Annotated in this window: 27 protein-coding genes; 19 read left to right on the top strand and 8 right to left on the bottom strand. The window is 34.2% G+C overall.

Annotated elements, in window-relative coordinates; translation table 11 throughout:
- The first annotated feature begins 20 nt into the window (after positions 1–20).
- From ACVWNY_RS17405 to ACVWNY_RS17430, 6 genes are all read left to right on the top strand, one after another.
- On the top strand, positions 21–239 hold the full coding sequence (locus tag ACVWNY_RS17405; protein WP_438720572.1) for a helix-turn-helix transcriptional regulator: 219 nt from the start codon (positions 21–23) through the stop codon (positions 237–239).
- On the top strand, positions 229–702 hold the full coding sequence (locus ACVWNY_RS17410; protein ID WP_454072073.1) for a hypothetical protein: 474 nt from the start codon (positions 229–231) through the stop codon (positions 700–702). The genes ACVWNY_RS17405 and ACVWNY_RS17410 overlap by 11 nt, the downstream gene beginning before the upstream one ends.
- Positions 703–796: 94 nt before the next feature.
- On the top strand, positions 797–1,843 hold the full coding sequence (locus ACVWNY_RS17415; RefSeq protein WP_454072074.1) for a hypothetical protein: 1,047 nt from the start codon (positions 797–799) through the stop codon (positions 1,841–1,843).
- Positions 1,844–1,856: 13 nt separating this feature from the next.
- Positions 1,857–2,486 (top strand): class I SAM-dependent methyltransferase, encoded by a 630-nt coding sequence (locus ACVWNY_RS17420; RefSeq protein ID WP_454072075.1) that lies wholly within the window; start codon positions 1,857–1,859, stop codon positions 2,484–2,486.
- Between the two features lie 57 nt (positions 2,487–2,543).
- A complete protein-coding gene (locus ACVWNY_RS17425) occupies positions 2,544–4,199 on the top strand; it encodes a MutS-related protein (RefSeq protein WP_454072076.1) in 1,656 nt (551 codons plus the stop codon).
- A 194-nt stretch (positions 4,200–4,393) separates the two neighbouring features.
- Entirely contained in the window at positions 4,394–4,594 is a 201-nt protein-coding gene (locus ACVWNY_RS17430) for a cold-shock protein (RefSeq protein ID WP_218325856.1), read from the top strand.
- A 46-nt stretch (positions 4,595–4,640) separates the two neighbouring features.
- On the opposite strand, the gene ACVWNY_RS17435 is transcribed toward ACVWNY_RS17430, so the two are convergent.
- Positions 4,641–5,294, bottom strand: coding sequence for a cyclic nucleotide-binding domain-containing protein (locus tag ACVWNY_RS17435; protein ID WP_454072077.1), 654 nt, complete (start codon positions 5,292–5,294; stop codon positions 4,641–4,643).
- An 85-nt stretch (positions 5,295–5,379) separates the two neighbouring features.
- Here ACVWNY_RS17435 and ACVWNY_RS17440 point away from each other — a divergent pair, with 85 nt between their 5' ends.
- Both ACVWNY_RS17440 and ACVWNY_RS17445 read left to right on the top strand, forming a co-directional pair.
- Positions 5,380–5,550, top strand: a complete 171-nt coding sequence (locus tag ACVWNY_RS17440; RefSeq protein ID WP_218325858.1) for a hypothetical protein — start codon at positions 5,380–5,382, stop codon at positions 5,548–5,550.
- A gap of 139 nt (positions 5,551–5,689) precedes the next feature.
- Positions 5,690–6,049 (top strand): DUF1827 family protein, encoded by a 360-nt coding sequence (locus ACVWNY_RS17445; protein ID WP_218325859.1) that lies wholly within the window; start codon positions 5,690–5,692, stop codon positions 6,047–6,049.
- A 72-nt stretch (positions 6,050–6,121) separates the two neighbouring features.
- On the opposite strand, the gene ACVWNY_RS17450 is transcribed toward ACVWNY_RS17445, so the two are convergent.
- From ACVWNY_RS17450 to ACVWNY_RS17460, 3 genes are all read right to left on the bottom strand, one after another.
- The gene (locus tag ACVWNY_RS17450) at positions 6,122–6,664 is read right to left on the bottom strand and encodes a CD3073 family putative ECF transporter S component (protein WP_246601446.1); all 543 of its coding nucleotides are present in this window, start codon (positions 6,662–6,664) and stop codon (positions 6,122–6,124) included.
- Between the two features lie 3 nt (positions 6,665–6,667).
- On the bottom strand, positions 6,668–7,168 hold the full coding sequence (locus tag ACVWNY_RS17455) for a CD3072 family TudS-related putative desulfidase (RefSeq protein ID WP_454072078.1): 501 nt from the start codon (positions 7,166–7,168) through the stop codon (positions 6,668–6,670).
- A gap of 321 nt (positions 7,169–7,489) precedes the next feature.
- Positions 7,490–7,612: a hypothetical protein gene (locus ACVWNY_RS17460; protein ID WP_281419020.1), complete on the bottom strand. Its 123-nt coding sequence runs from the start codon at positions 7,610–7,612 to the stop codon at positions 7,490–7,492.
- A gap of 276 nt (positions 7,613–7,888) precedes the next feature.
- On the opposite strand from ACVWNY_RS17460, the gene ACVWNY_RS17465 reads away from it, so the two are divergent.
- From ACVWNY_RS17465 to ACVWNY_RS17480, 4 genes are all read left to right on the top strand, one after another.
- Positions 7,889–8,419 carry a hypothetical protein gene (locus ACVWNY_RS17465; RefSeq protein WP_454072079.1) on the top strand — a complete coding sequence of 177 codons (531 nt, stop codon included), beginning with the start codon at positions 7,889–7,891 and terminating at the stop codon, positions 8,417–8,419.
- Positions 8,420–8,469: 50 nt separating this feature from the next.
- Complete coding sequence (locus tag ACVWNY_RS17470) at positions 8,470–9,213, top strand: MerR family transcriptional regulator (RefSeq protein WP_454072080.1); 744 nt, start codon at positions 8,470–8,472, stop codon at positions 9,211–9,213.
- Positions 9,214–9,363: 150 nt separating this feature from the next.
- Positions 9,364–9,654, top strand: coding sequence for a hypothetical protein (locus ACVWNY_RS17475; protein WP_218325862.1), 291 nt, complete (start codon positions 9,364–9,366; stop codon positions 9,652–9,654).
- A 171-nt stretch (positions 9,655–9,825) separates the two neighbouring features.
- Complete coding sequence (locus ACVWNY_RS17480; RefSeq protein WP_218325863.1) at positions 9,826–10,251, top strand: universal stress protein; 426 nt, start codon at positions 9,826–9,828, stop codon at positions 10,249–10,251.
- Positions 10,252–10,275: 24 nt separating this feature from the next.
- Here the strand turns inward: ACVWNY_RS17480 and ACVWNY_RS17485 are convergent, their stop codons facing one another.
- Together ACVWNY_RS17485 and ACVWNY_RS17490 are read right to left on the bottom strand one after the other, a co-directional pair.
- The gene (locus ACVWNY_RS17485; RefSeq protein ID WP_218325864.1) at positions 10,276–10,539 is read right to left on the bottom strand and encodes a hypothetical protein; all 264 of its coding nucleotides are present in this window, start codon (positions 10,537–10,539) and stop codon (positions 10,276–10,278) included.
- Positions 10,540–10,550: 11 nt separating this feature from the next.
- Positions 10,551–10,769: a DUF5960 family protein gene (locus tag ACVWNY_RS17490; protein WP_218325865.1), complete on the bottom strand. Its 219-nt coding sequence runs from the start codon at positions 10,767–10,769 to the stop codon at positions 10,551–10,553.
- 101 nt (positions 10,770–10,870) lie between these two features.
- On the opposite strand from ACVWNY_RS17490, the gene ACVWNY_RS17495 reads away from it, so the two are divergent.
- The 5 genes from ACVWNY_RS17495 to ACVWNY_RS17515 all read left to right on the top strand — a co-directional run bounded on the left by ACVWNY_RS17495 (position 10,871) and on the right by ACVWNY_RS17515 (position 14,735).
- Positions 10,871–11,308 (top strand): universal stress protein, encoded by a 438-nt coding sequence (locus ACVWNY_RS17495; RefSeq protein WP_218325866.1) that lies wholly within the window; start codon positions 10,871–10,873, stop codon positions 11,306–11,308.
- Between the two features lie 89 nt (positions 11,309–11,397).
- Complete coding sequence (locus ACVWNY_RS17500; RefSeq protein ID WP_438720564.1) at positions 11,398–12,099, top strand: response regulator transcription factor; 702 nt, start codon at positions 11,398–11,400, stop codon at positions 12,097–12,099.
- Positions 12,096–13,025: a sensor histidine kinase gene (locus tag ACVWNY_RS17505; protein WP_438720563.1), complete on the top strand. Its 930-nt coding sequence runs from the start codon at positions 12,096–12,098 to the stop codon at positions 13,023–13,025. The genes ACVWNY_RS17500 and ACVWNY_RS17505 overlap by 4 nt, the downstream gene beginning before the upstream one ends.
- A 94-nt stretch (positions 13,026–13,119) precedes the next feature.
- Complete coding sequence (locus ACVWNY_RS17510; RefSeq protein WP_218325869.1) at positions 13,120–14,040, top strand: ABC transporter ATP-binding protein; 921 nt, start codon at positions 13,120–13,122, stop codon at positions 14,038–14,040.
- A complete protein-coding gene (locus ACVWNY_RS17515) occupies positions 14,040–14,735 on the top strand; it encodes an ABC transporter permease (protein WP_218325870.1) in 696 nt (231 codons plus the stop codon). Before ACVWNY_RS17510 ends, ACVWNY_RS17515 begins: the two co-directional genes overlap by 1 nt.
- A 73-nt stretch (positions 14,736–14,808) precedes the next feature.
- On the opposite strand, the gene ACVWNY_RS17520 is transcribed toward ACVWNY_RS17515, so the two are convergent.
- Together ACVWNY_RS17520 and ACVWNY_RS17525 are read right to left on the bottom strand one after the other, a co-directional pair.
- Entirely contained in the window at positions 14,809–15,792 is a 984-nt protein-coding gene (locus ACVWNY_RS17520; RefSeq protein ID WP_218325871.1) for a LacI family DNA-binding transcriptional regulator, read from the bottom strand.
- A gap of 9 nt (positions 15,793–15,801) precedes the next feature.
- A complete protein-coding gene (locus ACVWNY_RS17525; RefSeq protein ID WP_438720561.1) occupies positions 15,802–17,286 on the bottom strand; it encodes a sucrose-6-phosphate hydrolase in 1,485 nt (494 codons plus the stop codon).
- 228 nt (positions 17,287–17,514) lie between these two features.
- Here ACVWNY_RS17525 and ACVWNY_RS17530 point away from each other — a divergent pair, with 228 nt between their 5' ends.
- Both ACVWNY_RS17530 and ACVWNY_RS17535 read left to right on the top strand, forming a co-directional pair.
- The gene (locus ACVWNY_RS17530) at positions 17,515–19,470 is read left to right on the top strand and encodes a sucrose-specific PTS transporter subunit IIBC (protein ID WP_438720560.1); all 1,956 of its coding nucleotides are present in this window, start codon (positions 17,515–17,517) and stop codon (positions 19,468–19,470) included.
- Entirely contained in the window at positions 19,460–21,058 is a 1,599-nt protein-coding gene (locus ACVWNY_RS17535) for a glycoside hydrolase family 13 protein (protein WP_218325874.1), read from the top strand. The genes ACVWNY_RS17530 and ACVWNY_RS17535 overlap by 11 nt, the downstream gene beginning before the upstream one ends.
- The last annotated feature ends 13 nt before the right edge of the window (positions 21,059–21,071 follow it).

Below are 21,071 nucleotides of genomic sequence, written 5' to 3' on the forward strand. Positions count from 1 at the left end.
TTTACATTTGAGGTGAAATAATGCAAAATTCGATTCGTCAAAGGCGAAAACAGTTGAAGATCTCGCAAGAAGAATTAGCGAAATTAACTGAGGTAACTAGACAAACGATTTTAGCAGTCGAAAATGATAAGTATGACCCGTCATTAAGATTGGCATTCTTATTAGCGGATGAATTAAACACGACGGTGGATGATTTATTCGAATTTAATCGGGAAATGGGGAAGAAAGATGACTTCTGAAAGCTATTTAAAATTTTTAGCAGTAACAAATTGCGTAAATTATGGGATGTATTGTATCTCAGCCTTTATTCTCTTAAATTATAATGACCGTAGTTTAAGGTTGGGCACGTTGATTGCACTGGTGATTGTTTTCACGGTAACTTCTTTTATTCAAATTCGTTATCCTGCGAGTAAAGGAATATCCACTACTAGAACAGGAAATAAAGATCCTATGAAACAAAGTATTTTATATTGGGCCAAAGATGAACGTGAATTAATGAGTGCTTTGAAAACTACTGCTCATGGTTATGTTTATTCAGCCAATTTTCTGATGATTGTACCTTTTCTTATTTTATTCTTTGCTTTAACGAAATTGCCACTGGTTCAGCTGTTAAATCTTATTTTACTTATATTTTTCTTGTTTTGGGCTTTCTTAAATGTCAAATATGTTACAGATTTTAAGAATTATAGTCAAGAAGGGTAGATAGTTGTTACTTTTGTATTCCATCTGCTAAGATAAATGAAAAGGCGTACTTTAATTAAATAGTAAGAACGATTTTCATGAATACGGAGAAAATATGAAAAAAAATATATTAGTGATTGGTGCTTCCGGCAGTCTTGGTTTTGAAATTTGTCGTAGTCTTCACAAAGTCTTTGACGAAAAAGTCACAGTTTTAGTTGGCGACTATCGAAAAGAACGAGGACCCAAGACTGTTGAACGCTTAGAAAAATTAGAAATCGCAGCCAAATTTATTTACACAGATTTTTCTGAATACAAAAGCTTAGATGATGCAATTAACCAACCACTAGACTGTGTGATAGTGGCCGTAAAACAAAATAAACCAGTCTTGCAGGAATTGTGTTCCATTTACAGTATTCCTTGTATCGATTTGACAGCTTATGGAAGTTTTACTAACTTTGTTGAGAATGTCTTACCGAATAATGGTGCGCCCTCAATCATGATGGCAGGTTTTTTTCCGGGATTATCTGGGGTGCTAGTCCATTCAGCTGTTAGCGATTTTAGTGAGATTCAACAAGTAAAAGTTAATTTGGTCCAAAATAAAAATGCCCAAGTTGGTCTGTCTGGAATTGAAGACATGTTGAAGATTATTCACCAACCTGTGGGGGATGCCGCTCATGGCTTTCGAGAAGTAGAGACGATTAATATTAAACAACGGACATTTAAAATAAGAAAAATTGCCCATGATGAAGGAGCAGTTTTGGATGAGAAATTGGGAATCGGACTACCAACTTATCAAACAGGCTGGAATCAAAATGGTTTTAATCATTTGGTTAGTTTTCTGTTGGAGTATGGCTTAGCTGAGCCTTTGTTAAAGATTGCCAAAAAATTAAAGTTAAAATTTAATGCACGACATAATGATGAGCGGGTTTATTTAGAAGTAGAGGCTTCCGGTATCAAATTTCAAGAACAGACTACAGAAAAAATTCAAATTGAAGCCACTTCAGATTATGGAATAACCGCCGATTTTTGCGCGCTGGTAACCAAAAAAATATTAAATAATCGTGCGATCAAAGGAGTAAAGTATCCTTTTCAATTTATGGGTCTTGAAGTTTTAGATCAATTAGCTCAATTAGGACAGCTGAAAAAAATTATTCCCGCTTAAATAAAAGGGGGAAATGAGCATTCGAATCATTATCGGAATTGTTATATCGTTAGCAGTGTTAATCATTTTGTACCGACAATTATTACAACAATCAAAAATGCCAACTGGTTTTTTAGGAAAGATTATGATGAAGCTCTGGAATCGTGTCTACCTACCAATGGTTTATTGGAGTACTAATGAAATAAAGGATAAAAAGGTCACAGATATTTTAGATGTAGGTATTGGCAATGGTGCGTCGACCGAATATTTAAATCGATTATTTACACCAACTAAAACGATTGGGATTGATATTTCTGAAACTGCAATCGCCCTTGCTCAAGAAAAATATACGCATCCAACATTATCTTTTTCGGTAGATGATGTATTAGCAACCGACTTTGTAGCTGAAAGCTTTGATTTAATTTGTGCCTTTCAAAATCATTTTCACTGGAATGATCTTTTTGCAGGTTTATCAGAACTGAAACGAGTCTTAAAAAAGGACGGCTTAATTTTAATTGCTTGTGAGCAAACTAAAATTAAGTATTATTTGCCGGAATTAACCGATGATAAATTTCAAGCTGAGTTAAATCAAATTGGTTTAGTTTTAAAAAGCAACCAACATAAAAATGGTTGGACAGCTTATCATATTTGTAATAAAACGTAGAAATTCACGACAGAAATGTTGTGTTTTTTTGTTATACTTAGAAAATGGAGGTGGATAATGTCTGAACAATTATTTATTATTATTTTGTTGATAGCGGTAGCAATTATTATTATAACGATTACTATTCTAAGTCGTTTACGTCTACGTAAGATGGTGAAAAATAGTTGGGGGAAAATTCCAAGAGTGACTAATTTTGATCAAGAAAATAGTCTAAAACAAGCATTTCTAGAAGCGAAAAAATATCATCAAACAGATAGTGAAATCGATGATATTACTTGGTATGACTTAGATATGATTCGACTTTTTGAAGAATTGAACCACACCTATTCAAGTATTGGGGCAGAAGCCTTATATCAACGCTTGCGGGGATTCGATTTTAACCAAGAAGATCAGCTGGAATTGGAAGAATTAATCGCACTTTATGAAAAAGATCCCCAACTAAGAGAAGATATTGAATATGCTTTTGCCACTTTAGGGAAAAGAGACAATAATTTTGTCGTCAATTATTTGTCACAAAATTATAGCCAACGTCTAGGAAGATTGTGGCAGTTTATTGGGTTAGGGTTATTGCCGATTGTTGGTATTCTATTAGTGATAGGAGGCATGAAGTTCGGGATATTTATTACGATTGGTGTACTTTGTTTTAACTTACTTTATTATCTTGCTAAGAAACAAGAGGTGGAAACTGAATTAAACAGTATGGCATATTTGGTTCAGTCAATTGCAGTGGCTAAAAAAATTGCTAAACTAAAGACTCCGCGAAAAGAAGAGTTGACCACAGCGCTAAAGCCGTTAGCGTCGATTTTAAAATTTGGTTTTTCTTTTCGAATTAAAAGCAATACTGAAGCTGAAATGCTATTTGAATATGTGAATATCATTTTTATGTTGCCGTTTATTTCTTATCATTTTATATTTGAAAAGGTGATGAAAAATAGTGATGCCGCAATTACTTTGTGGAAAATTTTAGGGGAATTCGAGGTTGCCGCAGCTGTTTTAAATTATCGAAGCTTGCTGCCAGTTAGTTGTCAGCCGACTTTTAAAAAGGGCGGTATCAAGGGCGAGACAGTTTATCATCCATTGATTTCTGAACCGGTCGCAAACCTTGTTGACTGGGAAAAGAATACATTGGTTACTGGATCAAACGCCTCTGGTAAATCTACTTATGTCAAATCAATTGCGATCAATACTATTTTGGCCCAGACGATTTATACGTGTTGCGCCGAAGAATTTACTTTACAAAGGGGACATGTACTAACGTCAATGGCGGTGGAAGATGATTTATTTGCTGGTGACAGTTATTTTGTGGCAGAAATTAAATCAGTTAAACGGGTGTTAGCAAAAGTACAAACAAGGGAACATTGCTATTGCTTTATTGATGAAATTTTAAAAGGAACTAATACGATCGAACGAATTTCTGCTTCTTCTAGTATTGTTAAATGGCTAAGCCAATATTCTTCACTAGTTTACGTGGCTACCCACGATATTGAATTGACGGAAATTTTGCGAAATTATTGTCAAAATGTTCATTTTGAGGAACAAGTGACTGAGGAAGATGGTGTGACTTTTGATTACACTTTAAGAGCTGGACCGGCAAAAACAAGAAATGCGATTCGGTTACTAAAAGTCTTAAACTACCCAACTGAAATAGTCGAGAAAGCACAAAAAGAAGCCGTCGAATTTGATCTGAATCGTCAGTGGACAATCTTTGAATGAAACGATTTTTAATGAAATTATTTAACTTAAATTAATAATAAACTGTAAGATTGTTTTTTCATAAATAGTATGGTAAAGTCTTTCAGGTAAGGTATTTTGATATGTGATTAACAGGTTATATATTTGGCTTCTTGTTACACGTCATTTTTCATTACAAATAAATGCACTTGATGTGTAATTTGGAGGTATTCGTTATGAACAACGGTACAGTAAAATGGTTTAACTCAGAAAAAGGCTATGGTTTCGTGACTGATGAAAATGGACAAGATTATTTCGCACATTTCTCAGCTATCCAAGGCGACGGTTTCAAAACTTTGGAAGAAGGCCAAGCAGTAACTTTTGATGTTGAAGAAGGTCAACGTGGCCCTCAAGCAACTAACATTGTTAAAGCTTAAATAAAAAATATAACTAGGGGATTGAGTAATCAATCTCCTAGTTTTTTTATGCCATACTTTTCTCTTTTAAAATAGCTGCTTCTTTAATAAAATATCCTTCATCTTTTTTTTCTAATAAGCCCTCATCAATAAAATGATTAAGTATTCGAAATAAATGTCGATAACTTAATCCAACCGATCCTGCCACATCTCTTAAATTATCCTGGAAATAATTTTTATAGGCATTTTCTAAAATATAATAAGCCAAACGTGCTTCTCCTGAGTAGACTGCTGACGCAAAATAATTATGGGAATTTTCATTTAATTTTTTTGCCAATTCTTCTGCCAGCGCATTAATAAACTGTAAATTGTTCCTAAGAATCTGATCATTCTCTTTGATTGGAATGGCGACACAGATGCACTCAGAAATAGAAACAATTGTAGAGGTCGCTGTTTTTTGATGAGTCATTAGTTCTACGTCACCTATTAATCCAGCCGAAATATAATAGCCTAAGATGAGATTTTTTCCATTGCTGGCAAAATTACAAACTTTTGCCCGACCAGAAACCATCAAGAGAAAGTAGTTTATTTCTTCATCTTCAGTGACAATCCGTTCCCTCGGATTAAAGATAAAAATCTGACAATCTTTCAGCTCTTGAGACTTTAGTTGCCATTTTTGTAAGATTGGTAAGTATTCTTCGGTTAACTCACTTCGATTCATCCGATCACCTCCTAAAAAGTATGACATATGTCCTACCTCAAGTAAAACATTTTCTCTTATATTATTTGTAGGGAAGGTGATAAAAATGAATCAAATAATCATACTAATAATTATTTTAGCTGCCTTAATGATGATCGAAAAAGGCTTAAATGAAAGAAAAATCCGTCAGATTCAAAAACAAGTACAAGCAAATCAACTAAATGAATCCAAAAGACAAAAATATTTAGCTCGAAAGTATTTTACTAGTAAAGCTTAAAATTTCTACAGTTGTAATTCTCGAAAAAAAGTTTGCGTAAAGCTTGGAATCACTCGCCAGTAGAGCAAGTCATCCACTGTCATTTTTTCTTCTTTTTGTGTTATATTTATTATGTAGAGGACAAAGAGGAGGTAAGCGTATGGCTAATTTACGACTATTTGAAACACCGATCCAAGCGACTGCAAAGCTAAATCGTGTTTTTCCAGTTTTGGATCAAATTTTAAAAGAGTATTGCAAGTCAGTCTCTTTTTGGAAAGTTTATACTGTGAACCACACCACCGTTATTTTGGTGGAAAATAATGTAGAGCGGGTCGTTGTTTTAGCAAATCAAAAGACCCCAATTTCAAAGGAAGAAATTGCTTTTATTCAAGGGAAATTAATGGATGAAACAAAAGACACTTCAATCATCTATATTCCTGAAGATATAAAAGCTCAGTATGAAGAGGCTTATAAAACCAATTACAAGTCGATTATTATTTTGAAACAGTATATTATATAAGTTGCGGTGTCTTGCAATACTTATTAGATAAAAAAATTGATGAACTCATATTTTTTGAGTCCATCAATTTTTTTATTTTGCAATAATACGACGCATTTGAGGCAGTTTAATCATCCAAGCAATTAGTAGACAAGAAAGAATTTTATCAATAAAGTTCCCGGCGACAGCTCCCCAGTAAACAGAAGAAATCATTTCTTTTCCTGAAGCACGTAAAGCCATAATTACCACATCCGTACCTGAGCCGGTGAATCCACCAAATAAAGCTAAACGGATCGGTGCGCCAATCATTGGGGCAATAAAGGACAAAAGAATTCCTGCTAACAAAGCCTTTTTATAAGTAAAACCATTTTTTGCACATAAGGCAACGACAATTGCTACGGCAATATTTACTAATGCAAAAGGAATTGACAAAGGACCACTAATTAAGCCCATTAATAAATTAGTTGTAACACCGGTGATTATTCCATAACTCATTCCATAAGTGGCTGCAATGAAAATTGTACCAACTGTATCTAAAAAAAGTAGAGGAATACTCATCATTGAGACTGCCTCACCTAAAACAACATTGATAGTGACTGCTAATGCACAAAAAATTATAATTTTCGTTTTATTCATAATTTAATCCTCCAAAAATTTTGCCAGATTTTCATGAAAATCTACTTGATGATTTTCTTCATACCATGTAGGAACTTCAAAACTTTTTAGGGAGATATTTTCTTGCTGACAAAGCGAGAAAAATTCTTCCATCAAGACACCTCTTTGTCCGCTAATTGAACAATTTGGACTTTCATGAATTCCGATTACACCAAGACATTGATAATCTTCAGCTAAATATAGCTTAACTTGTTCGATAATGGGTAAAAGTAATTCACGGCATTTTTCACGAAACCCCAATAATTTTACATATTCTTCATAAGTCATAGGAGGTCTATTTCCACCTAGAAAAATAAATTCAGGGCAAGGAAGTTGAATAACTGCAATTCCTTGATCTAAAATTTCTAAAATAAACGGAAAGGCTCCCCGAGCGCGTTCCCAGCCATGAATCACGGCATTTTGATTTAAAATACAGTGGGAAGCAATAACAAATTGTTTTTGTGGTTTAATAAATAACTCCCCCAATCTAAAATATTCTTTATTCAGTTAAAAATTTAATTTAACCTGGAGTAAGAGGTTCTTTTCTTAGAAAACTCTAAGCATACGAAAGGATTTCAACTTGTATTTAAGAATTTCATCTAAAAACCTCCTAAAAAATAGAATAAACTGACACATCAAGTATATCCTGTTTTATTTTTTTGACAATAAGAAAAAAATAATTTGCTCATTTTTTCACTAATTGTGAGGAAAGCCAGTATTAAAAGCATAAAAATAGGAATAAAGGCTATTAAAAAAACACTGAAAGTATAACATTTCAGTGTTTTTCTTTAGAAATATTGTCTGGAATTAACTTGGAAAATAATCATGTTTATTGGAGACTTTGGGGAATTGATGGCGCTGTTCTTTTTGCACCATTAAGAAATAGAGCAAAGAAGCAATAATTGTGGAACTAAGAATAATTTTTTTCATAAAAAAGCCTCCTTCATAACGTGGAAGGTAGGAATTGAACCTACATCTGTTAGATCTGAGACCTGCAGTGCTACCAAGTCATCCACTCATTTATCTTAGCTGAAATACTTTAAAGAAATCAAAAGGAAACAAGTAAAATTTGTGAAGAGTGGTAAAGATTTACTTAAACTAAGGACGAAAATTTTCTTTAAAATCATCCGTTGTCATCAGTGATGAAATTTCTATTGGCTTTTATTGGTAAAAAAGTTATCATAGCAAAAGGAAGGAAAGAAACCGATGTATTTGATGATTTTATCTGTATTGATACTAGTGAGTATTGGTGCACTTATTTATTATTTTAAAACTAAAAATAAACCGGAAAAGATTATTCCAGTAAGAAGGCCTAGTTTTGTAGTAACTCTTCCTAAAGATAATCCTACTAAAAATTTTTATGTGAGTTTTGAATTATCTCGTAACATGTTAAAAACTTATCGAAAGCATCTTCAACAAAGAGATTTCAATTATTTTCAAGAGCAGACACCACAAATGCTTCATGCTTTGAGGCGAGTAAAAAAATACTTAAAGGCCCCTGAAAATCTTAAAACAACGCCAGAAGAAGAGCAATTGTATGAGCTAGGCGACTATCTTTTCGAAAATAAAGTGCAATTATTAGAGGAATTATATCACCAATTATCAAAAGCCTATCAAACTGGGGAAATTAGTCACCAGCAAGCGGTCATTAAGATGCTAAACTTGGTTAATAAGATTGTGATGCAGTGGAATAAAGTTTTAGTAGAGCCAGTTGAATTTTTTCAAAAAAAGCCTTGACCTTCTCGTTGCGTCAAGGCTTATTCTTTATTTATCAGGAGGAATGAGTCATGTATACAATTAAAGAAATTGCTGATTTAAGCGGTGTTAGTCCACGAACGTTACGCTTTTATCAAGAGCAAGAAATACTAATGCCAGCAGCTTTTTCCGAAAGTGGCTATCGTTTATATGGTGAAGAAGAAGTTGATCGTCTAGCTTTGATTTTATTGTATCGCTCCTTTGACTTATCCATAAAAACAATTCGGCAAATGCTCAATCAACCTGACGATAAAAACAAAAGAGTGCTGATGGATCAAAAAGAACAGTTGTTGGCAAAACGGGCCCAGTTGGATCAACTTGTTGCTTTAATTGATGCCAATCTCAATCAGCCAAAAGGAGGAAATAAAGTGGCTAATAAAAATGATTTTGAAACGCTAAGAGAACAAGCGATTAAAGAAAATGAAGCGCAATACGGTAATGAAATTCGTGAAAAATATGGTGAAACAATCATCAACGAAACCAATCAAAAATTTAGAAAAATGTCACAAGAGGAAGTTGACAATATCCAAGAAACTGAAGGAAGATTGTTAAAGAATCTTAGTGAATACTTAACAAAGCCAACAAAAGAACTAGCGGAGCTAATCTTTGCTGATCATAAAAAATGGCTAGGTAGTTATTTACCTCATTATGAGTTGAAAATTCATCAAGGAATTGCTGCTATGTATTTAATCGATGAACGATTCACCGCATATTACGATCAAAAAAGCGGTACTGGTGCAACAGAGGCTTTAGTAAAAATTATTGAAGCACAGTAAATAAAGATAACACTTTCTAAGAAATTAGAAGGTGTTTTTCTCCTTTAAAGGAAGATTAAAATAAATTTAAAATATTTGTGTTTTTTTTCACAAAATCTATTGAAATCAGAAAATAGGTATGCTATTCTTTGTTCAAGGAGATGATGACAAATGAGAACAGTTACAAATGCAGTCGAATTAAGAGATGCACTAAGATGCGAACGTGGGAGCATTGCTGTTAATAACAGTTTTGCAAAAGTATTGCGTCCGTTTGCAGAATTTCAAAAAAACAATGTAAGTAACAAGGTTTCTGGCGATGAAATCTCTGAAAAATTAGATTTACCAGTCTTTATGAAATTAACTTTAGACCCAGAATTATTGGAAACACTTTTTAATCGTTACGCTTTTATTTTAAACGAAGACGATACGGTGGAAATTTTATCAGAAAGTGCAGCAGTTTAATTTTTTTAAATTTATTTGTGAAAAAAGTATCAAAGAATTAGTTATCAAGTTTAACTGCTATAATAAATTAAAATATCATATCATATAAGATTGTTGATCTTTTTCTTTCTTTTTACTATACAAAACGCCTATGTTTTGTATAAAATAAAGGAAAGAATAGGAGGGATCAACATGAGAGAAGTTTATCAAAAGATTTTGGTAGCCGTTGATGGATCCGAGCAGGCCCATAATGCTTTTTTGGAAGCGTTATCAGTAACCCGCAGAAATAGTGGAAAATTATTTCTTTTATCTGTAGCAGATACAAGTCATTTAGCTGGCGAGCCGTATGCTGTGAATTATGCGATGGATGCTGCAAAGAAAGCAGCTGATGGAGTAGTGGAAAATCTAAAAGAAAAAATTCCTGAGGATGTTGATTACACGATAATAGAAGCAGAAGGTAATCCGAAATTGAAGATCATTGAAGCTGCTGAAGAATTGAAAATTGATTTAATTATGATGGGAACCACAGGAACCGGTACTTTTTCAAGGTTGTTAGTTGGGTCTACAACTTCCTATGTTGTCAACAATGCACCATGTAATGTGATGGTGGTGCGATAAAAAAAGTAAGCCAATTGACTTACTTTATACACCAGAATAACTTAAATTTTTAAAATCTTGCATCAACTGAGTCTGTCCGATGACACCATATTTTCGGACGATTCGTTGATGCTTTTTGTTAGTGGTAAAGGCAACGGCAATGTGACTATCGATACTAACATCTGCTAGAAAGTTTAAAGAATGATGAGCAATCAAAAAGTCTTGTTGGTCGATTCGGAAATAAACCAAAGGTTGGCTATCGAAACGGATAATTTTTATTTTGGTAACAATTCCTTGATAAGTTTTCATTCTTAAACCTCCTAACCATGAGTGCCTGTAAAAATCAATTCGCCATCTCTTCTTTCAAACTGAAAATAAATGATCTGTTGATCTACATGAACTGTGAAATAATCGCGCTTTTCTTGATCCATTTTGGCAGTAATATCACTTAAAATTAGGGGAAGCGCCGCATTTGTACCAACTAGAGAGTCATAGGTTTGATAAAATTTGTTAACTGAATCATTACTAAGCATAGACATTTTTCTCACCTCATAAATATTATACGAACATTTGTTCTCTTTGTAAAGTGAAATCATTCAAAAAAAATGGTAGAATAAAATAAAAAAAAGGAGGACTCGCGATGACTGATGAATATCGTAATATTTTAGTAGCAGTTGATGCTTCACCTCAGGCTAAACAGGCTTTTGCTGAAGCCATTAATATCGCCAAACGTAATCATGGACGAATGACACTAATGACAGTGATAGATACAAGTAGTTTTCGAGGGACAACCGGAGCAAATTCAGTTGCATTACTTGATGAAGTGAGGCAACAAGCTCAAGAATTGATTCGTCAATTAGAAGCTGAGGTCAGTATAAAAGAAAGCCAAGTACCAATTTCTTCAAAAGTAATTGCTGGATCTCCCAAAAGAGAAATTGTTAGTTTGGCAAGTCAGATTAATGCAGATTTAATCGTGATGGGAGCAACCGGATTAGGAGCTATCTCACAAGTATTAGTAGGGTCAACGACAGCCTATGTGGTTAATCAAGCAAGTTGTAATGTCATGGTTATAAAATAAAATTTCAACGCTTTTCATAGTGAAAAGCGTTTTTTATATGTTAAAAATTGCTATAATAGTAAAAAATTGCTGAGAGGATCATAAAAATAATGACACAAACGAAAATTGCAGTAGTTGAAGATGAAAAAGATATACGTGAATTATTATTTGAAGAGTTAACTAAGCAAGGCTATCAAGTTTTAACGGCAGAAGATGGCTGGCAAGCGGAAGAATTATTTAAAAATGAAAAAGAGTTGAGCTTAGTAATTTTAGATTTGATGATGCCTGGAAAAGATGGCATTAGCCTAATGCAAGAATTACGAAAGAATAACACGGTACCGATCTTAATTTTATCAGCCAAAAATACAGAATTTGATAAAGTTGTTGGTTTAGAACATGGGGCAGATGATTATTTAACTAAACCTTTCTCGGTCTTTGAATTACTGGCCCGTGTGAAGTCAATGCTTCGGCGCAATGATCAATATAACCATGTGGCAAATAGAGCAACTGATTCGAACGATTTAGGTTTTGAATTATTACCAGAAGCTTTCTCAATTCGAAAAAATCAACAGGAGATTCAATTAACAAAAAAGGAATTCGATTTATTACAGCTTTTTGTTGATCATCCAAAGAAAATATTTACCAAATATCAATTGTATCAAGAGGTTTGGGATGACGAATTTCTGAATGATGACAATGTTTTAAATGTGACGATTCGACGCTTAAGAAAAAAAATCGAAGACGATCCTTCAAATCCTAAATATGTTGTCACAGTGTGGGGGATCGGTTATAAGTTAGGAGATAGTCAATGATTTTCTTACTACTCAGCGGAATTATTCTGCTAAGCTTAACTATTTATTTCTATTATAAATTCCGGCAATCACAAAAAGATCTAAAAGCAGTAGTTTTTGAGGTGAAAAATAGCCATGAGCATCCCAATCGCACGCTTACCTATGGGACTTCGGATAAAAATATTCAAGAACTTTTAAATAGTTTTAATACTTTTGTTGAAGATCATCGCCAATTCCAAAAAGAGTTTAATCAATTAGATAGCGCTATGAAAAATACGACAACCAATCTTTCTCATGACTTAAAGACTCCTTTAACAGTTATTTCAGGCTATACGGAAGTGCTAAAATCTAATTTAGCAGAATTAGATCAAGGAGAAATTAGCCAAAAGCTTGATAAAATCGGTCGTCAAGCCGACAAACTGACTAAGACCATTAACGGTTATTTTGATTTAAATAAGTTACAAGCTGGAGAAATGAAGCTTACAAATGAAAAACTCGATTTGGTGGAGCTTTTACGTGAAGAAATTTTAAGCTATTATGAAAAAATTGATTCTTTACAGTTGGAACTAGTGCTTGAACTTCCTGAGGAAACGATTTTTGTCTTAGGAGATAAATTGGCTTTTCATCGTATTTTTGGCAACTTAATTAGTAATGCCATAAAGTATGGGGAGGCGGGTCATTACTTGTCGATAAAAGTGTGGCAAACAACTGAACAGGTACTAGTAGAAGTCATGGATAAAGGCAAGGGAATTATGGAAGAGAATCAAGAAAAAATTTTTGAACGAATGATTACTTTAGAAGATGCAACTGATAAGAATTACAGTGGTAGTGGCTTAGGGCTAGCAATTACAAAGAAATTAGTTGAAAGCATGCAGGGGAAAATTACTGTGTATAGTCAACCTTATGTAAGAACCTCTTTTACTGTGAAATTTCCAAAAACACGATGAAAGGAACGTTTCAGAATAAAGTAAGAAATATGTCATAAGTTTCAAGCTTTATTTCGCTAAGATAGATTCAAGCAAGAGATGAGGGGGAAACAAAATGAAACAAGCATTTCAAATTACTGAGCTTTCTTATACGATGAAACAACAAAAAATTTTAGATAATATTAGTCTAACTGTCGATCAAGGCACAATTTATGGATTTTTAGGTCCCAATGGCGCAGGAAAAACGACTTTAATGAAAATGTTACTAAATCTTTTACATCCAGATACTGGTAGCATTGAGGTATTAAATCAAGCAGTAAACGAAAAATCTTATGAATATCTACGTTACATCGGTAGTATTATTGAAATCCCGGTATTTTATGACAAATTAACGGTAGTTGAAAATCTAATGTTGCAGGCTGAATATTTAGGTATCTATGACCAAAAGAAAATTGAGGAAAAACTAAAACTAGTCGATTTATATGCCGTTAAAGACAAAAGAGCGAAAGAACTTTCTTTAGGAATGAAACAGCGTTTAGCTATCGCTAGAGCGTTAATTAATGAACCAGAGCTCTTAATTTTAGACGAACCAATCAACGGATTAGACCCTTTTGGAATTAAAGAAATTCGGGAGCTACTCTTACAAATCAATCGTGAATTTGGCACAACAATCTTTATTTCTAGTCATATTATTTCAGAAATTGAATCGCTGTGTGACGTAATCGGATTTATTGATCACGGTCGACTAGTAAAACAAATGAGTTTACAGGAAATTGCAGAAGAATCAAAAAAATATATTGAAATTCAGGTAGATCAGCTGGAAAAAACAGCCTCATTATTAGATGAAGAATTGGCCATTACTAATTTTAAAGTGATTGATGAGCAAACCATTCGAGTATACGATAGTCACATTACGCAGCAGCACATCATGGAAACCTTAATTCATCACCAAGTTCAGCTTTTTAGTATTAAAGAACAAACAGGCGATTTGGAAGATTATTTTTTAAGATTAATGAATCAAGGGGAGAAAAAATGATGCGATTAATGAGATTAGAATTAAAAAGAGTACCGCTAATGAAATATATTGTGGGGATTGCCATTACAACAATCGCTAGTTTTATCTTTATTGTCTCACCATTATTTTTCTTAGAGCCAAGTGAAATAAGTTTATTGTATCCAAATGGGGATTCATACCTAGAAATGAGTGGTATTTTCATTCGTTTGATCTGTACGATTTTTGTAGGAATTTTAGTGGCGAATATTATTACAAAAGAATATGAACGAGGAACAATTGCAAATTTATTTTTATATCCGATTGCTAAAAAGAAGATTTTAATGAGTAAATTAAGCTTAGTTATTCTGCTAGCATTTATTCTTGATTTTGCTAGCCAAATTATTTTGACTTTTGCTATGACCATCTTCGTCAATCAAACACAATTTATAGATGGCACTGTAAGTAATCAAAAAATATTAGACTTTTTGATAGTTTCTGCTATTTTAATGGTTGCCACGATAGCGACAAGTATGACTTGTTTATGGGTGGGCTTGAAGACCAAATCAAGTACAGCAACAATTGTCACAGCAGTTGTGATCGGCCTAGTGGTAAATGGTAATTTGGGATCGACTGGCAATCGTCTATCTTCTAATGTCTTAGCGATGGTCATTTTTTCGCTGATTGGTTGTGGCATTGTTCTACTTAGTATTAAAAATGTTAATCGTGAAGCCGTCTAAAAAACGTTGATAAGGAATGCAGCCTCCATAAAAGAATTATCTTTTGGAGGCTGTATAACGTATCAACGTTTTTTTAGGTTGTTTTTCCTTGAATTAATTTTACTGGTAAGGAATAATTTTGTTCTAATTCTTTTTCAGGATTTTCAATTCGTTGTAGCATTAAATCTACTAATAAATCTGCAAAATCACTCATTGGTTGTGCGATCGTAGAAAGAACTGGGAAATAATTTTGAATAAATTTTGTTCCATCATAGCCGATAATTCTCATTTCCTCTGGAATTTTAATGGCTAATTCTTGGCAGATATTATGGACTAAAATGGCAGTCAAATCGTCGGTACAAAAAATGCTATCAATTTCCTCTTGAGAAAGAATTTTTTTTATCTCAATATTTTTTAAGGCGCTAGATCGTGCTTTGGTATGAAATTGAAAAATTTGCGGTGCTAGATTTTTCTCTTCAATAAATTTTAAATAACCTTGTAAACGATCATTGGTAGGGGAATCTGATTCTTGTGAACCTGTTAAAATCGCAATGTTTCGTCCACCGTGCAAGTAAAGATTTTCCGTTGCTAAGTAGCCACCTTGAAAATTATCACTACTAACAATTGGAATCCCAGCCGCTAAAAAGCGATCGAAAGAAACAATCGGCAATTCGATATTTTCATATTCTTGAATACCTAAATTATGCGCTCCAGCAATAATTCCGTCGACTTTATTTGCAGCCAACATGTTTAAATAATTACGCTCTTTTTCTTTATTATTTGCACTATCACATAAGATTGTCCTGTAGCCTAGCTCAAATAATTTTGATTCGATTTTTTCAACCAATTCGCCATAAAATGGATTTGCAACAGTTGGGAAAATGACGCCGATGAGTTGCGTATTTTTTCCTTGTAGAGAGCGGGCTAAAGAATTCGGCTGATAATTTAGCTCCTTCATGGCAACATTTACTTTATCAATTGTTTTTTTGCTGAGTGAGCCATAATTATTAATCACGCGAGAAACTGTTGTCGGCGAAACACCGGCTTTTTTTGCTACGTCTGTTAATTTAATTGCCATAATGACTCCTTATTTCATTGAACGGAGTGTCCAAAAATTTCCGGAAAAAGTTCCTTGTTTTGCTGATAATAACAAATCAGTTGTTGTTTGTGTTGGAAAAACACGAGCTGTCGCCACTTGTTTGCCACCATTTACAAAAATTTCAATCAAACTTGTATCAACGAATATCTGTAACTCCAACGGACCTTTATCAATTGTAAAGCGCCGTTCTTGACCATATTCTTCCGCAAAAGGAATACCAACTTTTTCACGATTTATGGTCATTGTACCATTTTGAGTGTCAAAAAGGAGGGTAAATCCATGTCCTGTTTCATCTGCAAATAAAGTTAATTCCCCTTGAGTCTGTTCGTTAATGACTAAATTCAGTTCATATTGTGATAAAACATTTTTCTTTAAAAAAACTGCTTTGGAAGATAACGATCCAGCTAGAGGAGTATTTTCTAATCTTAACTCTTTCATTTCGGCAACAGGTTTTTGTACAAGTTGCTGGTTTTCCACTGAGATTTCTTTAATCATACTTAAAACATGCGCCCAACCATCTTGATCAGAAGGATAGGAAATCTCAGGTAATCCAACCCAGCTAACTGACAAAGCACGTCCATCAGGTGCATTATAGGCTTGTGTTGCATAGACATCAAAACCTTCATCCAGGTTTTTCAAGTCACTCGTATTGGTTAATTGATTATTTTCACTATCAAATGCGTCAGCAATCACATAGGTATTTGGATAAATATTTTGATAATTTAGTTGCTCGTGATCAATTCCTTGTGGACAAAATAGCAATACTGCATGATCATCAGTAAAAATTAAGTTGGGACACTCAATCATAAAACCCATTTCTTTATCAGTAAAATTCAGCTCACCAAGTAGCTGCCAATTCATTAAATCATCAGAACGATAGGTTAGGATTTTACCATTTAAATCGGCATCTTGGGCCCCTAGCAAAATATAATAGCTTTCTTCATTTAGAAAAATTTGCGGATCACGAAAATGATCATTATACCCAGGTTCTTGTAAAATCAAAGGCTGCTCAATTTTCTTGATTTGATTTTCTTGATTAAGCCAAGCGCCCATTTGATAGCTTGAGCGTTGCCATTGATTATCACGAACATTACCGGTGTAGACTAAAAATAATTGATCATCGATCGCTATTCCAGAACCAGAATAAACCCCATGACTATCATATGGATTGTCAGGAACTAATGCTAAGTCTTCATTCTGCCAATCAACTAAATTATCAGATGTTACATGATACCATGATTTCAAACCATGAACTGGTCCCATCGGATAAGCTTGATAAAATAAATGCCATTTCCCATTAAAATAAGAGAAGCCGTTGGGATCATTTAATAAACCAGTGATTGGTTGGATATGATAATTTAAACGCCATTTTGATTGATGCACAGTCGTGGTTAATGTTTCTAAATAAGAATCTGACCATTGTTGATAAGGTAAGTAACGTAAATCAGTGGTCCATTTTTTTATTAAATCCATGATTTTTCTCCTTTTAAGTAAGCGTCTTCTTAATAGGTATCTTAATTGTAAACTGTAAAAATGTCAAACGTTAATCAATTTTAAATTCGTCTTCTAATCCTTTTAAACAAAGAAGCTATAATTATTTTAATATTTTCATAAAATATTTTTGATAAACGTTTGACAATTATCTGAAAAAATGTAATACTCTGGTTAAGAAAAACGGTTTCATTTTAAGGAGGATAATAAATGAATCACAAAAAGGTTGCAGAAGAGATTATTCAAGCTTTAGGAAAAGACAATGTCCAAGCCGCGGCGCATTGCGCAACACGCTTGCGTTTAGTTTTAAAAGATACCACTGCGATTGATCAAGAGGCATTAGATAATAATGATGATATTAAGGGGACATTTTTAGCGAATGGTCAGTATCAGATTATTATTGGCCCTGGGGATGTTGATTTTGTCTATAAAAATTTTGTCAAAATTGCCAATGTTGGCGAAGCTTCGACTGAAGATTTAAAAGCGGTTGCGGCTGATGGCAAAAAAATGAATCCTATTATGGCAGGAATAAAAGTATTATCAGATATTTTTGTGCCGATAGTACCAGCGTTAGTAGCTGGTGGTTTGTTAATGGCCATCAATAATGTATTAACGTCAGCTGGATTATTTGGTCCACAATCAGTTGTAGAAATGTTTCCAGCAGTAACTGATTTTGCTAGTATTATTAATTTAATGGCTTCCGCTCCTTTTGCCTTTTTACCAATTTTGGTTGGCTTCTCGGCAACTCGACGCTTCGGTGGTAATCCTTATCTAGGTGCTGCGATGGGAATGGTTATGGTTATGCCAGACTTAATTAATGGTTATGGGGTAGCAAATGCGATTGCCGACGGGACAATGAATTATTGGCATTTGCTTGGCTTAGATGTGGCACAAGCGGGTTATCAAGGTTCAGTCCTACCAGTCTTGGTAGTTGCTTGGATTTTAGCCACTTTAGAAAAATTCTTCCATAAGAAAATTCCTAATGCTTTTGATTTTACTTTTACTCCAATGCTGGCTCTTATTATCACAGGATTTTTAACTTTTATCATTGTTGGCCCAGTAATGCGTGGAGTTTCTGACGGTTTAACGAATGGCTTGGTTTGGTTATATGATACAACAGGTGCAGCTGGGTTAGGTATATTTGGTTTATTCTATTCACCGATTGTAATCACGGGTCTGCATCAAAGTTTTCCTGCGATTGAGACTACGTTATTGGCTGATGTCGCTAGAACAGGTGGGTCATTCATTTTCCCAGTCGCTTCAATGGCAAATGTGGCACAAGGTGGCGCAGCCTTAGCAATTTTCTTTTTGACTAAAAATCAAAAACAAAAATCATTGGCTTCTTCAGCAAGTATCTCTGCTTTATTAGGAATTACTGAACCAGCAATTTTCGGCGTGAACTTAAAATTAAAATTTCCATTTATTTGTGGCATGATTGCATCAGGAATCGCTTGTGCAGTTATTGGATTTTTCCATGTTTTATCAGTTGCGATGGGACCAGCTAGTGTCATCGGCTTTATTTCAATCGCACCAAAATCAATTCCGTTCTTTATGCTAGGAATTTTGATTAGTTTAAGTTGTGGTTTTGCTTTAACTTTCTTTTATGGTCGTAACAAAATGAACGATTTGGTAACCGATGAAGTAACGGATACAGCAGCGGTTGAAATCAATGAAAGTCCAGAAAAGAATGACTTACCAAAAGATGAAACCATTGCGGCAGTTGTTAGTGGTCAAGTTGTTGCATTAAAAGATGTAAATGATCCAGTCTTTTCGACTGAGATGATGGGACAAGGTGTGGCGATTAAACCTGATGATAATACGATTTATGCTCCAGTAGATGGTCAATTGACAGTGGCTTATGATTCACGTCATGCTTATGGTATGACTAGTGAAAAAGGGGCAGAAATCTTAATTCACATTGGTTTAGATACTGTTAATTTAAATGGAAAATATTTTACTAGCTCCCGTAAACAAGGCGAATTAGTTAAAAAAGGTGATATTTTAGGAACTTTTGATCGCGAAAAAATCCTTAACGAAGGTTATGACGATACTGTCATGCTTATTATTACAAATACGATGGCTTATGGAGAAGTTGCAGTAATAGATCATCAAACGGTAACTGCAGGAACAGACATCTTAGCAGTGAGTGAAGCTTATGAAGACTAATTGGTGGAAAAAAGCCGTCATTTATCAAATATATCCTCGCAGTTTTCAAGATAGCAATGGAGACGGCATCGGTGATTTAGCAGGTATCATCAGCCGATTAGATTACTTAAAGAAACTGGGGATTGATGCAATATGGCTTAGTCCAGTTTATCAGTCACCCAATGACGATAATGGATATGATATTAGTGATTATCAGAAAATTGGTTCGGAATATGGCACGATGGAAACGATGGATCTGTTAATCTCTGAAGCGAATAAGCGCAATATAAAAATTATAATGGATTTAGTGGTGAATCATACTTCGGATGAGCATCCATGGTTTCAATCAGCATTAAAAGGTCCTGAGAGTCCATACTATGATTTTTATGTCTGGCGCAACCAACCAAATCAAATAGTTTCAAATTTCGGTGGTTCGGCTTGGGAGTATGTACCACAATTGGATCAATATTATTTACATTTGCATTCAATTAAACAACCAGATCTAAATTGGGAAAATAAAAATATGCGTCAAGCAATTTGGGATATGATGAATTTTTGGTTAAATAAAGGGATTGGCGGCTTTCGTTTAGATGTGATTGATTTGATTGGAAAAGAACCAGATCAAGAAATTACCAAAAATGGTCCCCGTCTACATGAATTACTGCAAGAAATGAACCAAAAAACTTTTGGACACTATGATGTGGTGACTGTCGGAGAAACATGGGGTGCTACTCCTGAGATTGCTCAATTATACTCCGGTGAAGAACGCCAAGAGTTGTCAATGGTTTTTCAGTTTGAACAAATAGGTTTAGATAAACAAGCTGGAAAGCGTAAATGGGATTTAAAAAAATTAGATCCGCAAGAATTACATCAGGTTTTGTCGAAATGGCAAATCGAATTAGCTGGTAAAGGCTGGAATTCTTTATTTTGGAATAATCATGATTTGCCAAGAATCATTTCTCGTTGGGGTGATGATCAGAATTTTCGTATTCTAAGCGGGAAGATGCTGGCTATCTATTTACATTTCATGCAAGGAACGCCGTATATCTATCAAGGCGAAGAAATTGGCATGATTAATCATCCCGTCACTGATATTAGTGAAGTAGACGATATTGAAAGCCGGCGAATGTATCAAGAAAGATTGGCTGCAGGATACACTAATGCTGAACTACTAGACTCAATTAATGCTAAAGGCCGAGATAATGCGCGTCATCCAATGCAATGGGATAGTAGCTCTAATGCAGGATTCACGACGGGAACGCCATGGTTACCGGTTGGAGATGCAACAGAAATTAATGTCGCTGATAGTTTAGCAGATCCTGAATCATTATTTTATACTTATCAGAAATTGATTCAACTACGCAAAAGTGAAGAGACAATTATCTCAGGGAGCTATCAAGTTGTTGAAACTGGAAACCTCCAAGTTTTAGCCTATCTGAGGGAACTGAATAACGATAAAATTTTAGTTGTTGTTAATTTTTCTGCTGAAAAACAATCGTACAAATTAAATTTTAAACCTGAAGTACGCGAATGGTTGATCACTAATTATCAAGAGCAAATCAGTGAAGACTTGAAACCTTATGAAGCTTTTGCTGTTCGTATCAAGTAAATAAAAGACTATG

The organism is Enterococcus sp. JNUCC 77 (genome assembly GCF_054819945.1).

What these genes read in the sequence shown, in the direction of transcription:
- ACVWNY_RS17445 (WP_218325859.1), top strand. Translation starts at nt 5,690, where the DNA reads ATGGCTAATTTACGACTATTTGAAACACCGATCCAAGCGACTGCAAAG.
- ACVWNY_RS17440 (WP_218325858.1), top strand. Translation starts at nt 5,380, where the DNA reads ATGAATCAAATAATCATACTAATAATTATTTTAGCTGCCTTAATGATG.
- ACVWNY_RS17410 (WP_454072073.1), top strand. Translation starts at nt 229, where the DNA reads ATGACTTCTGAAAGCTATTTAAAATTTTTAGCAGTAACAAATTGCGTA.
- ACVWNY_RS17495 (WP_218325866.1), top strand. Translation starts at nt 10,871, where the DNA reads ATGACTGATGAATATCGTAATATTTTAGTAGCAGTTGATGCTTCACCT.
- ACVWNY_RS17460 (WP_281419020.1), bottom strand. Translation starts at nt 7,612, where the DNA reads ATGAAAAAAATTATTCTTAGTTCCACAATTATTGCTTCTTTGCTCTAT.
- ACVWNY_RS17520 (WP_218325871.1), bottom strand. Translation starts at nt 15,792, where the DNA reads ATGGCAATTAAATTAACAGACGTAGCAAAAAAAGCCGGTGTTTCGCCG.
- ACVWNY_RS17465 (WP_454072079.1), top strand. Translation starts at nt 7,889, where the DNA reads ATGTATTTGATGATTTTATCTGTATTGATACTAGTGAGTATTGGTGCA.
- ACVWNY_RS17405 (WP_438720572.1), top strand. Translation starts at nt 21, where the DNA reads ATGCAAAATTCGATTCGTCAAAGGCGAAAACAGTTGAAGATCTCGCAA.
- ACVWNY_RS17530 (WP_438720560.1), top strand. Translation starts at nt 17,515, where the DNA reads ATGAATCACAAAAAGGTTGCAGAAGAGATTATTCAAGCTTTAGGAAAA.
- ACVWNY_RS17515 (WP_218325870.1), top strand. Translation starts at nt 14,040, where the DNA reads ATGCGATTAATGAGATTAGAATTAAAAAGAGTACCGCTAATGAAATAT.
- ACVWNY_RS17525 (WP_438720561.1), bottom strand. Translation starts at nt 17,286, where the DNA reads ATGGATTTAATAAAAAAATGGACCACTGATTTACGTTACTTACCTTAT.
- ACVWNY_RS17420 (WP_454072075.1), top strand. Translation starts at nt 1,857, where the DNA reads ATGAGCATTCGAATCATTATCGGAATTGTTATATCGTTAGCAGTGTTA.
- ACVWNY_RS17485 (WP_218325864.1), bottom strand. Translation starts at nt 10,539, where the DNA reads ATGAAAACTTATCAAGGAATTGTTACCAAAATAAAAATTATCCGTTTC.
- ACVWNY_RS17470 (WP_454072080.1), top strand. Translation starts at nt 8,470, where the DNA reads ATGTATACAATTAAAGAAATTGCTGATTTAAGCGGTGTTAGTCCACGA.
- ACVWNY_RS17490 (WP_218325865.1), bottom strand. Translation starts at nt 10,769, where the DNA reads ATGTCTATGCTTAGTAATGATTCAGTTAACAAATTTTATCAAACCTAT.
- ACVWNY_RS17505 (WP_438720563.1), top strand. Translation starts at nt 12,096, where the DNA reads ATGATTTTCTTACTACTCAGCGGAATTATTCTGCTAAGCTTAACTATT.
- ACVWNY_RS17430 (WP_218325856.1), top strand. Translation starts at nt 4,394, where the DNA reads ATGAACAACGGTACAGTAAAATGGTTTAACTCAGAAAAAGGCTATGGT.
- ACVWNY_RS17535 (WP_218325874.1), top strand. Translation starts at nt 19,460, where the DNA reads ATGAAGACTAATTGGTGGAAAAAAGCCGTCATTTATCAAATATATCCT.
- ACVWNY_RS17435 (WP_454072077.1), bottom strand. Translation starts at nt 5,294, where the DNA reads ATGAATCGAAGTGAGTTAACCGAAGAATACTTACCAATCTTACAAAAA.
- ACVWNY_RS17425 (WP_454072076.1), top strand. Translation starts at nt 2,544, where the DNA reads ATGTCTGAACAATTATTTATTATTATTTTGTTGATAGCGGTAGCAATT.
- ACVWNY_RS17475 (WP_218325862.1), top strand. Translation starts at nt 9,364, where the DNA reads ATGAGAACAGTTACAAATGCAGTCGAATTAAGAGATGCACTAAGATGC.
- ACVWNY_RS17510 (WP_218325869.1), top strand. Translation starts at nt 13,120, where the DNA reads ATGAAACAAGCATTTCAAATTACTGAGCTTTCTTATACGATGAAACAA.
- ACVWNY_RS17480 (WP_218325863.1), top strand. Translation starts at nt 9,826, where the DNA reads ATGAGAGAAGTTTATCAAAAGATTTTGGTAGCCGTTGATGGATCCGAG.
- ACVWNY_RS17415 (WP_454072074.1), top strand. Translation starts at nt 797, where the DNA reads ATGAAAAAAAATATATTAGTGATTGGTGCTTCCGGCAGTCTTGGTTTT.
- ACVWNY_RS17500 (WP_438720564.1), top strand. Translation starts at nt 11,398, where the DNA reads ATGACACAAACGAAAATTGCAGTAGTTGAAGATGAAAAAGATATACGT.
- ACVWNY_RS17450 (WP_246601446.1), bottom strand. Translation starts at nt 6,664, where the DNA reads ATGAATAAAACGAAAATTATAATTTTTTGTGCATTAGCAGTCACTATC.